Source organism: Streptomyces durmitorensis, assembly GCF_023498005.1.
In the GTDB taxonomy this organism is placed as follows: domain Bacteria; phylum Actinomycetota; class Actinomycetes; order Streptomycetales; family Streptomycetaceae; genus Streptomyces; species Streptomyces durmitorensis.
Genome location: NZ_CP097289.1, coordinates 607,665 through 619,873, shown reverse-complemented (window position 1 = coordinate 619,873; position 12,209 = coordinate 607,665). Strand labels below are relative to the sequence as shown.

9 protein-coding genes are annotated in these 12,209 nt (G+C 69.3%); 5 read left to right on the top strand and 4 right to left on the bottom strand.

The features are described 5' to 3' along the window. Positions 1-49 precede the first annotated feature (49 nt). On the bottom strand, positions 50-799 hold the full coding sequence (locus tag M4V62_RS02635; protein WP_249585559.1) for a hypothetical protein: 750 nt from the start codon (positions 797-799) through the stop codon (positions 50-52). Between the two features lie 249 nt (positions 800-1,048). On the opposite strand from M4V62_RS02635, the gene M4V62_RS02630 reads away from it, so the two are divergent. Continuing rightward, the gene (locus M4V62_RS02630) at positions 1,049-3,094 is read left to right on the top strand and encodes a SpoIIE family protein phosphatase (protein ID WP_249585558.1); all 2,046 of its coding nucleotides are present in this window, start codon (positions 1,049-1,051) and stop codon (positions 3,092-3,094) included. Positions 3,095-3,216: 122 nt separating this feature from the next. Here the strand turns inward: M4V62_RS02630 and M4V62_RS02625 are convergent, their stop codons facing one another. The 3 genes from M4V62_RS02625 to M4V62_RS02615 all read right to left on the bottom strand — a co-directional run bounded on the left by M4V62_RS02625 (position 3,217) and on the right by M4V62_RS02615 (position 7,521). Further along, entirely contained in the window at positions 3,217-4,737 is a 1,521-nt protein-coding gene (locus tag M4V62_RS02625) for a catalase (protein WP_249585557.1), read from the bottom strand. Between the two features lie 300 nt (positions 4,738-5,037). Further along, entirely contained in the window at positions 5,038-6,621 is a 1,584-nt protein-coding gene (locus M4V62_RS02620) for an FMN-binding glutamate synthase family protein (RefSeq protein ID WP_249585556.1), read from the bottom strand. 72 nt (positions 6,622-6,693) lie between these two features. After that, positions 6,694-7,521, bottom strand: a complete 828-nt coding sequence (locus M4V62_RS02615) for an alpha/beta fold hydrolase (protein ID WP_249585555.1) — start codon at positions 7,519-7,521, stop codon at positions 6,694-6,696. Positions 7,522-7,611: 90 nt separating this feature from the next. Between M4V62_RS02615 and M4V62_RS02610 the strand changes: the two genes are divergently transcribed. The 4 genes from M4V62_RS02610 (at position 7,612) to M4V62_RS02595 (ending at position 11,981) form a co-directional block, all read left to right on the top strand. Further along, positions 7,612-8,217: a sigma-70 family RNA polymerase sigma factor gene (locus tag M4V62_RS02610; RefSeq protein WP_249585554.1), complete on the top strand. Its 606-nt coding sequence runs from the start codon at positions 7,612-7,614 to the stop codon at positions 8,215-8,217. Positions 8,218-8,375: 158 nt separating this feature from the next. Further along, a complete protein-coding gene (locus tag M4V62_RS02605; RefSeq protein ID WP_249585553.1) occupies positions 8,376-8,882 on the top strand; it encodes a cupin domain-containing protein in 507 nt (168 codons plus the stop codon). Positions 8,883-9,419: 537 nt separating this feature from the next. Next, positions 9,420-11,417 (top strand): RICIN domain-containing protein, encoded by a 1,998-nt coding sequence (locus M4V62_RS02600; protein ID WP_249585552.1) that lies wholly within the window; start codon positions 9,420-9,422, stop codon positions 11,415-11,417. 105 nt (positions 11,418-11,522) lie between these two features. Beyond that, on the top strand, positions 11,523-11,981 hold the full coding sequence (locus tag M4V62_RS02595) for an SRPBCC family protein (protein WP_249585551.1): 459 nt from the start codon (positions 11,523-11,525) through the stop codon (positions 11,979-11,981). Positions 11,982-12,209 lie beyond the last annotated feature (228 nt).

Here is a 12,209-nt window from a genome sequence, read left to right as displayed (position 1 = left end):
CTTTCTGGACGGGTCTTTCCGGACGGAGACGTCACGCTGTCGCGCGGCGTCAGGCCTTCTCGCCGGATGCGGCGAGCTTCTGCAGGTCCACGGTCTCGCCGGGCGCGGGCTCCTCAGGGCTCACGGACTTGCCGTAGTCGCTGAAGGTGGCGGTGTTGGGCTCCTTGCCGCCGGTCGACGTCGTGCGCAGGATGTACGGCTTGCCCTCGGTGGCCACGTACAGCGTGAGGGTCTCGCCGCCGGAGGTCTTCTTCGTCAGCCGGATCGCCTCGGAGCCGTCGACGGTCGTCGTCGAGCCCTTCTTCATGCCCTTGCGTTCCGACTTGTCCTTGTCCATGGCAGCCGTGAGCGCCTTCTTGTCGCACACGTTCTTCGCCGTGGCGTCGTCCGCGGGCGCCTTCACCCACTTGTCCGCAACCTTCGGCACGATCTTGTCGCCGCCGGGCTGCCCCTTGAGGGCGGTCTCCCAGTACTTCTCGTCGCCCCGTAGATAGAACGTGCCCTTCGTGTTCCGTACGTCCGCGGACGCACCCGCCGTCTCGATGGTGCCGTCACAGTTCTTGCTCTGGTCCACCGACAGGTCGATGGTCATCGAGGAACCCGCGGATTGCTGCACGGTCCCCTTCATGTGCATCGAGTCGGCCTGCTGGGTGGCCTTGACCGCGTCGGCGGCGATCTGGTCGGCGCTCTTGCCCGCGAACGGCCCGCCCTTGTCGTCCGAGTCGTCGCCACCGCACCCGGCCAGTGCCACCAAGGCCGCTCCGGCCACGGCGGCCGCCAGAGTTCTGCTGCTCCTCACCACGTCTGCTCCCTCCTGGGGGCGCGTCCGCGCCCTCCGGTCGTTCCGCGGCCGTCGATGCCGCGAAACACCCGGTTACCCCGCTGCCCCGACAGATCACCGGAAGGGCGATCTCCACTTTCTGCGCGGTTGAGCCTGAGGTGTCGGCAGGGGGCTGGGCGTGCGGCCGGGGCGACCGCCCGGGGGCGTGACTGCCGCGCGCCTGGTGCGGCTGGCGCTTATGGTGACCGAGGGCATACGGAGACAGCCATGACGTCAGCCAAGAAGTCACACATCGACCTGGAACAGTGCCTGCTCCTGACCGGCATGGGCAGCTTCGACTGGGACCTGGACAGCGGTGAGCTCAGTCTCGACGCCAGTGCCCTGGCGGTACTCGACCTGCGTCCCGATGAGTTCCACGGCCTGGTCACCTCTCTGCGGAGACGGGTGCCACCAGAGGAGGCCGTACGCGTCAGCTTCGCCGTCACCGAGGCGGTCAACACGGGCGATGACGCCTATGGCGTCTACTTCCGTGTCCGCCACCGTGACGGCACGCGGCACCTCAGCCACGCCCGTGGACACATCCTGCGCGACGACGAGGGCCATGCCGTACGTGCCGTCGGCATCGTGCGGACGGCCTCGAAGGACGGGACGGAGCTCGCGGCCACCGACCCCAGGGAGGAGCGCCGCCAAGGCATCGCCCTGATGGTGCAGGGCACCACGGAAGCCCTCTCCCGGGCCGTCACGGTCGACGACGTGGTGGCCGTGCTGTCCGGCGCGAGCGGCCTCGACCGGTTCGCCGCCGACGGCCTGGTGCTCGGCCTGGTCGAGGGCGAGAACCTGAAGCTGATCGCCCTCGTGGGTCAGACGATGCAGGCCCTCGACGAACTCAAGCTGCACAAGGTCGACGAATCGCTGCCGCTGGCCGAGGCCGTCCTGACCCGCCAGCCCCGTTTCGTGGGCTCACTGCCCGACCTGGGTCGGCGCTTCTCCCGCCTGGGGCCCTACATCGAGGAGATGGAGCTCGACTCGGCGGCGTTCCTGCCCCTGGTCGCCCAGGACCGCGCCATCGGCGGACTCGCGCTCTTCTACCGCGGCCGGAAGGACTTCAGCGACGCGGACCGCAACCTCTGCATCGGTCTCTCCGGCATCGTCGCCCAGTCACTGCAGCGCGCCATGCTGTTCGACGAGGAACGGGACCTCGCCAGGAGTCTGCAGGCCACGATGTTGCCGCGTGGGGTCCCCGACGTCCCGGACTCCGAGGTCGCCGTGCGCTATCACGCCGCCTGGGGCGGTCGTGACGTCGGAGGGGACTTCTACGACGTCATCACTCTGCCCCGCGGACGGATCGGCGTGGTCGTGGGCGACGTACAAGGACACGACACCCACGCCGCGGCCATCATGGGGCAGCTGCGCATCGCCCTGCGGGCCTTCGCCGGCGAGGGGCACCCGCCCGCGACGGTGGTCTCGCGCGCCTCGCGCTTCCTCGCCGAGCTGGACACCGAGCGGTTCGCCACCTGCACCTATGCCCAGTTCGACCCCACCACCGGCATCGTGCGCGCCGTGCGGGCCGGACATCTGCCGCCCCTCGTGCGGCATGTGGACGGCCGCGTGGGTGTGCCACGGGTCCGAGGCGGGCTGCCGCTGGGCATTGCCACCGACTTCGACATGGAGGACTACCCCGAGGTGCGGCTCGACCTCGTGCCGGGCGAGACCCTGGTGCTGTGCACGGACGGGCTCGTGGAGGACGCCGGTCTCGACCTCGACACCGGGATCCAGCACCTCGCCGAGGTGTTGTCCACCGGACCCGAGTCGGCCGAGGATCTGGCGGACCACCTCTCGCGCGCGCTGTGGAAGAGATGGGGCAGCAGTGACGACGTGGCGCTCCTGGTCCTGCGCAGGCTCCCCGACCCTGGCACGCTCCAGGAGCCGCGCATCCACCGGTACGTCCACCAGGCAGACCCGGAAGGCCTCGCCGACGCACGCGCGGCGCTGCGCGAGCACCTCGCTTCGTGGGGTCTTGGAGCGGTCGCCGACGACGTCGAGGTGGCGGCGGGTGAACTCCTCGTCAACGCCCTCGTCCACACCGACGGGGGCGCCATCCTGACGCTGGAGGTGCTCACCGGCCCGCCTCGCCACGTCCGCCTGTGGGTGAAGGACCGTTCGAGCACCCGGCCCCGCAAGAGGTCCCCGGTGGAGACCGCCACCTCCGGCCGAGGACTGCTCCTGGTGGAGGCGGTCGCGTCGCGCTGGGGAATCGAGCCGCGCGGCGAGGGCAAGGCCGTCTGGTGCGACTTCGCCGCGCCGGAGGCGTGACCCGCCCGGCTCGGACGGTCTTTCATGGCTCTACCGCATGCATACGTCTGCCGCCGCCCTCCCAGGCAGCGGCAGACGTATGCAGCATCAGTCGTGCGAGTGCGAGTGCGAGTGCGAGCAGGTCAGGCCTTGTCCTGCATGCTGCTGCGGGCCGGGTTGGCCTGCTCCCCGGCCTTGGGGTCCTTCTCGTCCGCCTTGGCGCGCACTCCCTGCGCGATGCGCTCACCGATGGACTTGTCGATGTTCGACCAGTACTCGAAGGCCCTGGCGAGCACGGGCTCGCTCACGCCGTTGAGCAGGTGTCCGACGACGTTGTCCACGAGACGGTCGCGTGCGGCGTCGTCCAGGACCTCGCGCACCATGGTGCCCGGCTGACCCCAGTCGTCGTCCTCGGCGTGGTCGACGTAGGCGGCGCGGGTGATGTCACCGTCCGCGTACCAGCTCGGCGGGGCGTAGCGGCTGGTGTCGGCTGCCGGGCCGCCCTTGGAGTTGGGCGCGTAGACCGGGTCCTCCGTCTTGCGGTAGGCCATGGCCCCGTCCTTGGAGTACGTCCGCAGGGGCGCGACGGGAGCGTTGACCGGCAGCTGCTGGTAGTTGCCGCCGATGCGGTGGCGGTGTGCGTCGGCGTAGGAGAACAGCCTCGCCAGGAGCATGCGGTCGGGGCTCGGACCGATGCCGGGGACCAGGTTGTTCGGCTGGAAGGCCGCCTGCTCGATCTCGGCGTGGTTGTCCGTGGGGTTGCGGTCCAGGGTCATCCTGCCGACCTCGATCAGCGGGTAGTCGGCATGCGGCCACACCTTGGTCAGGTCGAACGGGTTGAAGCGGTAGGTCGCAGCGTCGTCGTACGGCATGACCTGCACGTGCAGCGTCCAGCTGGGGTACTCACCGTCCCGGATGTGCTCGAAGAGATCCCGGGTGTGATAGTCCGTGTCGGCCGCGGCCATCTGGTCGGCCTCGTGCTGGGTGAAGTGTTCGACGCCCTGGTCGGTCTTGAAGTGGTACTTGACCCAGAACCGCTCGCCCTGCGCGTTGATCCACATGTACGTGTGCGAGGTGTAGCCGTTCATGTGGCGCCAGGTGCGCGGGATGCCTCGGTCGCCCATCAGCCACGTGACCTGGTGGGCGGACTCGGGGGAGAGGGTCCAGAAGTCCCACTGCATGTCGTGGTCGCGGAGGTTGTTGTCCGCCCGGCGTTTCTGGGACCGGATGAAGTGCTGGAACTTCATCGGGTCCTTCACGAAGAAGACCGGGGTGTTGTTCCCGACCATGTCGTAGTTGCCCTCGGTGGTGTAGAACTTTACCGCGAATCCGCGCGGGTCACGCCAGGTGTCCGGGCTTCCGCGCTCACCGGCGACGGTGGAGAACCGCGTCACCAGGTCGGTCCGGGTGCCCGGCTGGAAGAGGGCGGCCTTCGTGTAGGCGCTCACGTCCGCGGTGACCTCGAAGTGGCCGAAGGCGCCGCTGCCCTTGGCGTGCGGCTGCCGCTCAGGAATCCGCTCCCGGTTGAACTGCGCCATCTGTTCGATCAGATAGGAGTCCTGCAGGAGGATCGGCCCACCGGCGCCGACCGTGAGCGAGTGCTCATCGCTCTCGACCGGAACGCCGGCGTCCGTGGTGGTCGCCTTGCCTGTGACGTCGCTCATGGGTGACGAGTGCCTTTCGGTGGGTGGTGTTCTCTGCGCCGCGAAGGTCCGGGTCAGCAGCTGCGAAGGGCCGTGTGCGGGCGGTGTGCTCGTGGCTCGTGGTTGGTCGCTGGGCGGATTCGGCAGTGCGTCGGCATCGTGTCCATCTTGCGGCTTATGTGCCGGTGTGGCCATTTGTTCACGTGCTTCCGGACGCGGAGGTTCGCGGGACCCTGACCGAGTGCCCGACTTGGCGCCGCCAATACGTGGCGAGCCTTCCGTTTCGCTCGGTTCCGCTGACGCGGCGCGAGAAGGGGCGCGTCAGGCGGCGAAGGTGTCCGGCCGCGCTGCATGCCAGTCGGCGGCCCAGCTCTCGGGTGGCGCTGCGAGCAGTTCGCCGGGGGACAGCCAGTCGTACAGCTCGGCGTACGACCTGAAGCGTCCCTGGTCCTCGCGGCGCCGCAGCAGATGCGGACCCAGCTCCGCGGCGTCGCGCACGCCCATCGCGGCCATGATCTGCAGCGCGCTGTGGACCGTGGCCTGCTGATAGCGCGTGACGCGTGCGGCCTTGTCCACGACGTCGAGGGCGCGGGCGCGATGCGGGTCCTGGGTGGTGACGCCGGTCGGGCAGCGGTTGGTGTGACAGCGCTGGGCCTGGATGCAGCCGACGGCGAACATCATCGCGCGGGCCGCGTTGGTGTAGTCGGCGCCCATGACGAGGCGCTTGACGATGTCGGAGCCCGTCGCCACCTTGCCGCTGGCCCCGATGCGGATCCGGCTCCGCAGGCCCGTGCCCGTCAGGGCGCTGTGCACGGTGAAGAGGCCCTCGGTGAGCGGCATGCCGAGGTTGTCGGCGAATTCGAGCGGCGCCGCGCCCGTGCCGCCCTCAGCGCCGTCCACCACGATGAAGTCCGGCGTGATCTCCTCTTCGGCCATGGCTTTGCACACGGCGAGGAACTGTGTCCGGGATCCGGGACACAGCTTGAATCCCACCGGTTTGCCGTCCGTCAGTTCCCGCATCCGGGCGAGGAAGTGGACGAGCTCGCGAGGGGTGGAGAACACGCGGTGGTACGGCGGCGAGACGACCGTCTCGCCTTCGGGCACGCCGCGTACCGAGGCGATCTCGGCGTTGACCTTGCTGCCGGGCAGGACGCCTCCGATTCCCGGTTTCGCGCCCTGTGACATCTTGAGGGACACGCAGCGCACGGAGGGGTGGGCGGCCTTCTCGGCGAACTGCCGCGCGTCGAAGTCTCCGTCACGGGTGCGGCAGCCGAAGTAGCCGGTACCGATCTCCCAGACGAGGTCGCCGCCGGGGCGCAGATGGTAGGTGGACAGGCCGCCCTCGCCGGTGTCGTGTGCGAATCCGCCGCGTTCCGCACCCGTGTTCAGGGCCAGGACGGCGTGGGAGGAGAGCGAGCCGAAACTCATCGCCGAGACATTGAGGAGCGCCATGTCGTACGCCTGGGTGCAGTCGGGCCCGCCGACCCGGACGCGGGGCGGCTCGTCGGGCACGTTCGACGGGGCCATGGACGGCACGAGGAATTCGTAGCCGCGCGCGTCCATGTCGCGCTCGGTGCCGAACGGTTCCTCGGCGTCGACACCCTTGGCCCGTTCGTAGACGATGCTGCGGGTGTCGCGGTCGTAGGGCCTGCCGTCGTAGTTGCGCTCCACGAAGTACTGCTGCAGCTCCGGGCGCAGCGTTTCCATGAGGAAGCGCAGATGGCCGAGCACGGGGTAGTTCCGCAGCACGGAGTGCCGCCTCTGGACAAGGTCGTACAGCCCGGTCAGCGCCACGGCCACGAAAGGGGCCGCGGCGAGCCACCACCACGGGGATGCCAGGACGGCGAGCAGCACACTGCCGACCGCGCAGGCCGCCAGCAGACCTACCGTTGCGAAGCGCGTCATGATCCCCGTCTGACCCGAATTCGGCCCGTCACACGCGTCCACCACATGCCTTCACGCCGAGGGCGGGAGGGACTACGCGAGGAACGCCGCGGTGGTCGTCCGGAACTGTTCTGCGTCGTCGAGCCAGGGATAGTGACCCGCTGCCGGCTGCACCACGGGAGTCGCGTCGCGGAACAGCGCCGCGAACTCGGCCACCGGCCGAGGGGGGCTGTTCACGTCGAACTCCCCGGTGAGCAGCAGGACGGGCATCTCGCAGCGGGCGAGCCGCGCACGTGTGGTCTCCACGTCGAAGGCACCCTCCGCCGCGAAACCGGCGACGGCTTCCTCGTTGCCCGGCCGACCGGCCGCGTGATGCTGCTGTGCGGCGGTGTCCCAGCGGCCGTAGAAGAAGGGGCTGATGGCCTCCCAGTCGGTGCCGGTGCCTTCGGTGATCGCCTCCAGGGCGGTGAACGCGGACGGGAACCACGGTTCGTTCCTGCGCAGTTGAGCGATCTCGCGCCGCATGTCACCGGTGATCGCCACCCCGACGGCTCGGGCCCCCGGGCTGATGAGGGCGAGCTTGCCGAGGCGCTGTGGGTACCGGGCCGCGTACTGCGTCGCGACGTTGGCGCCGCCGGAGTGGCCGAGCAGGTCCATCCGGGGGAGTCCGAGGTGGTCGCGCAGGGCCTCGACGTCCTCGACGAGGCGGTCGCACCGGTAGGAGGAGGGGTCTTCGGGAACCGCGGACCGCCCGGTACCGCGACTGTCCAGAACGATCAGCTGCCGGTGCGCGGCCAGGCCGCCGAGATCGCCGAGGTAGCGGGAATCCGCGGGACCGCCCGGGATGCACACGAGGGGGTCACCGTCTCCCTGCGGGTGGTAGGCGAGTCGGGTTCCGTCAGGCGCGGAGTAGGTGGGCATGCGCCGATCGTGACACTCATAACTGGGTTATACAACCCCGTTATGGAACCTGGTTATGGCGCCAGAGCGGCTGGACGGTATAACCGAGGCATGGCAGCTGAAGAGGACACTCACCAGAACGCCGGGGCGCTGACCGAGGGGCAGGCCGAGCGGATGCTCGCCGGCATGAACGAGGTCATCCGCGCGGGCGAGGAGATGCGGAAGTTGCGCGCGGAAATGATCCAGCTGTTCGCCGGCTTCGGCTGGACGCAGGACAAGATCGCCGAGCTCGCGGACATGAGCCAGCCCGCGGTGTCCAAGCAGATGGCGAAGTCCCGGACGGACGAGCGCCTCCTGCCGCCGATGGATCTCCACCTCGACCAGCGAGACCTCCCCTGGCTGGAGGGGCGCCTGTGGGGCCTGGCCGAGGAAGTCTCCGAGACCTTGGACGACGGAGCGCACTGCGCGCGTTACGTCCATGCCCTCGTCCGGGGAAGGAAGCGCTTCACGCCCCAGAACGTCGACGAGCTGCGGCGCCTCCTCGAAGAGGACCTGAGGCAGCATCAGGTGCAACTGCCGGGCAGCCACCGGCACGCGTACGACGAGATCAGCCGCCGTCTCGACATCCCCGAGAACGTCACCGCCCCCGGCTCGGCTTCCGTGCGCCGCGCCCTCGCCCGCGAGATCCAGCGGGATTGGCTGAGGGGTGATGCCTGAACAGTGGTCGCGGAACGGTCTGGTGGATCAGGGTGGCATACCGGAGAATTGACCTCACTTTTCGGCGGTGAATTGCACTCCGTGGCAGGTCTTTCGGCTTCGTAGAGTGGTGATCACAACGACAGCGGGTCCGCTGTCGAATCGAAGGGGACACCACCATGAGCAGCAAGAACACCGACTTCGCCGCCCTCCTCACCCGCGCCGCGGAGGCCGAGACCTCCGCCGATCCGAGCAGTGTGATGACGCTGCTGGCCGACACGGACGGGCCGGACGGCGGGTTCACCGTGTACCGCTCCACGTTCGCCGCGGGGGCCGTCGGGGCTCCCGCGCACTTCCACACCAAGGCGACGGAACTCTTCTTCGTGATCAGTGGCTCCCTCCAGGTCTTGGTGGGCGAGGAGATCACCGTCCTGAAGGCCGGCGACTTCCTCGCCGTGCCCCCGCACACTCCGCACGCCTTCGCCGCGGCTCCGGGCTGCGAGGCGGACGTCCTGTTCATCTTCACGCCCGGCATGGCCCGCTTCGACTACCTGCGCCTGCTGGGCAGCGTCATGCGCGGCGAGAGTGACCCGAAGAAGATCGCGGAGTCCTCGGAGCGCTACGACAACCACTATGTGGACAGCCCCGTCTGGCGGAACGCGCTCGCTGCCTCGTGGGGCAGGTGAGGGGGGGGGCGTGCTGCTGATGGGCGAGCGGGGAAGAGGGCGCGTGCGTAAGGGAGTTGGCGTGGACGCGAGTGCAAGTGGGCCTTCCATGGCTGCGGTTGAGGCCCTCCCGGGAGGGGGATCCGCGACATTCTTCGAAAGCGGGTGCGAGTACTGCCGGTAACGTCGGCCGTCCTCTCTCGACTTGAATGGATGTCGCTCGAACTTCTTGTTTCCCGTGAGTCGCCTGTGTCAAGGTGAGCGTCCTCGCGCCGAGGCAATGGTCAGGACCGCTTTTCCTGTTCGCGATTTCGTGCCGGTCGTCGACCCAAAAGGTCGTCAGTTGGCCGTATTCGGACAGTGTCGCGGTGCAGTATCGAGGCTGAGTCTCGTGGTTCGTTGATCTAATTCCCGCCTTGGCGAGTCCCAGGTATGCACCAATCAGCCGCCCGCATTTCGATGGGCCCGATATCCCGTGTGCCGTCCTTCGGTTTGGAAGGAAAAGGTTCTGTGCAACCGCCCCACCCCCCACGCCCGTCCCACCCCCCTCGTCCCGGCGTGAGCCACGCGGAATCCGACATGAGCCTCGCCGCCCGACTGCGAGGCCGGACAGAGGAAGAGTCGGACCAGCCCGTCGCCCTCCTGCTCGCGCGGCACTGGCAGTCGGCGCACGACTACTCGGCCATCTGCCTCGCCACTTGGGCGAGTTCGGCCTCGATGGTCGCCGCGGCATCCTTCCATCAGGTGCTCGGGCACATGGCGCGTGGCGAGCCGGGCGGTGCCCTGCGCCCCCTTCTCCTCGTGACCGTCAGGGAGACGGTCAGGGGATGGTGCGTCGACGACCGCATATCCGCTCTCATGCCGGAACTCCGCAAACCGACCGGCGGTCGCGGCATGCGGGCGGCGACCTCCATGACGCCCACGAAGCGGCAACTCGCCGCGCGTTCCTTCTGGGCTCTTCCAGGAGTTGCCCAGTGCCTGCTGTGGCACACCGCGGTCGAGGCCGAGCACATATCCATACCCGCTGGTTTGTCGGGCTTGAGCGCCGACCTCGCGGTCGACGCCCTTGAGCAGGCGCGTGAACAATTCCGGGCAGGCATCGTCCGCGCCCACCGGGAACTTGCACCTACCAAGGAATGCCCCCTCTACAACCGACTCCTCGACGTCACGATTCGCCGCGGTGGCGCCTTACTGCCCGATGTTCAACACCATCTGTCGGAGTGTGGCCACTGCCGTGACGTTTCCGACCAACTCGGCCTTGTCGAGAGTGGGTTGGACACTCTTCTCGCCGAAGCGGTACTCGGCTGGGGCGCCCGGCGGTACCTGGAGTCGAGGCCGGGGCGCGGGCGCCCGGCGACGCGTGGCGGAGCAGCCGCCGGACGCGGCGGCAGGCACTCGGGCAGCGGCGGACGCCATCGCCCTCCGTCGCGCATCCCCCTGCCGGGCGGTGCGCTCGGGCCCGCGCGGACGTACTCCAAGGCGCTGCGCACCGGAGCGGTCCTGGGGTCCGCCGCACTGCTCGCGACCGTGCTCGTCGCCATCCTCTCGTCGGGTGACGGCGGCAGCGGCGGGTCCGTGCCCCCGACCGACATGGCCGGAAGCCGTGAAACCCACCCGAGCGCGGATCCCGAGGCGCCGCCCGCAGGCTCACCCCCTCCCACATCCGCGGGATACCCCGACCGGTCCGACCAGGGCAGACTCCGCAACGTGGCGGCGGAGCTCTGCCTCGACATCCGGGGCGGCAAAGCCAGGCCCGGTGCCGAGACGAAGCTGGCCGAGTGCTCGGACGAGGCGGATCAGCAGTGGTCGTACGCGAAGAACGGACTGCTGAGCAGCGTCGCCCGTCCCGATCTCTGCCTGGACTCCCACGCGAACGACGGAGTGGTCACCCTCGGCAGATGTGTGGCGCCTTCGGACGCGCGTGCCGATGAGGTGCGCTACGACCTGACCGTGCTGGGGGAGTTGCTGCCCCGGTGGCACGAAGGTCTTGCGGTCACGCCTGCCTCCTCGCGCAAGGGCGCGGATGTCGTGGTCAAGGTTCGTGACGGCTCCGCCGACCAGCGATGGATGCTCGACACCTCGACGACATCCCCATCCCCGGACACACGCTCGATCGACGGAAGGAGCGGCCCCTCGGTGAAGGCGGGCCCTGACAGACCGCACGCGGACGGCGAGGTCTGCGCCGGCCCGACCTGCGAGCCGGCGTTACCCGGAGAGCAGAGGCCGGGGCCGAGGGGTGACGGGAAGAAGGGCGACGGGAAGAAGAATGTCGGGGAGAAGAATGACGGGAAGAAGAATGACGGGGAGAAGGGCAACGGCCGACGGCCCTCGCCGGACTCGACCGGGCACGGCGATGTCCACAAGCGGTACGCCGAGGTCGGCTGCTGTGACGGATCCGAGCCGGTCCCGCCCGACCGCCCCGGTGATCGCCTCCGTTCTCCCGCAGTACGAGGGGGAGACCTGGACGGAGTGCCCTCGCGCGAGGCCCTGACGGCACGTGAGATGCCTGCCGCCGAGCCGGGACGTGAACGGGGCGGTGTCGGCCTGGCCCCGTGAGGAGGAGGAGCGGCAACGCAGGGGTCATTGCCTCGCCCAGGTCAGCCGCCCACCCGCGACGCAGCCGGTGATTCCTCGATCGGGCGCTCGTGCGAGCATCCCGGTATGAAGTGTTTCGAGACCGTCACGCACATCGCCGCGTCTCCGGCGACCGTCTTCGACCTGTCGTTGGACGTGGATCTGCACACCGCGTCCATGGCCCGCTCCGGCGAGCGGATCGTCGGCGGCATCCGGGCGGGACGTATGGCGCTCGGTGACACCGTGACCTGGGAGGCTCGGCACTTCGGCATGCGGTGGCGGATGACGTCGCGCATCAGCGCGTACGAGCGGCCCGGAAGGTTCGTGGACGAGCAGGTGGCCGGGCCGTTCAAGCGGTGGCACCACACGCACTGCTTCGCGCCGGACGGGCGCGGGGGCACGGTGATGCGTGACGTGGTCGAATTCGCGGCGCCGTTCGGCCTGTTGGGAGCGGGCGTGGAGGCGATTGCCCTTGGCCGGTACATGCGGAGGCTCATCGAGGCGCGCAATGTACATGTGACGGCCTGTGCCGAGGCGTCGGCCTAGGCCGGTCTGCCGCCTGCCGCCTGCCGCCTGCCGCCCGCCGGTCATGGTCCGCACCTTCGCTCCGGCCCGCCACCCTCCCGTTCCGGCGCCCGGCGCCCGGCGTCTGAGCGCAACGCCAGACCGCCTGGACGCCGCCCATCCGCTGAGCCTAGGCTCGGCCTGCCGGGCCCCGATCCTGGTGCTGTCCTCGCTGCTGACTGCGGCATCCGTGCACCGGGCCGCTCTCAC

What these genes read in the sequence shown, in the direction of transcription:
- M4V62_RS02630 (WP_249585558.1), top strand. Translation starts at nt 1,049, where the DNA reads ATGACGTCAGCCAAGAAGTCACACATCGACCTGGAACAGTGCCTGCTC.
- M4V62_RS02625 (WP_249585557.1), bottom strand. Translation starts at nt 4,737, where the DNA reads ATGAGCGACGTCACAGGCAAGGCGACCACCACGGACGCCGGCGTTCCG.
- M4V62_RS02620 (WP_249585556.1), bottom strand. Translation starts at nt 6,621, where the DNA reads ATGACGCGCTTCGCAACGGTAGGTCTGCTGGCGGCCTGCGCGGTCGGC.
- M4V62_RS02615 (WP_249585555.1), bottom strand. Translation starts at nt 7,521, where the DNA reads ATGCCCACCTACTCCGCGCCTGACGGAACCCGACTCGCCTACCACCCG.
- M4V62_RS02610 (WP_249585554.1), top strand. Translation starts at nt 7,612, where the DNA reads ATGGCAGCTGAAGAGGACACTCACCAGAACGCCGGGGCGCTGACCGAG.
- M4V62_RS02605 (WP_249585553.1), top strand. Translation starts at nt 8,376, where the DNA reads ATGAGCAGCAAGAACACCGACTTCGCCGCCCTCCTCACCCGCGCCGCG.
- M4V62_RS02595 (WP_249585551.1), top strand. Translation starts at nt 11,523, where the DNA reads ATGAAGTGTTTCGAGACCGTCACGCACATCGCCGCGTCTCCGGCGACC.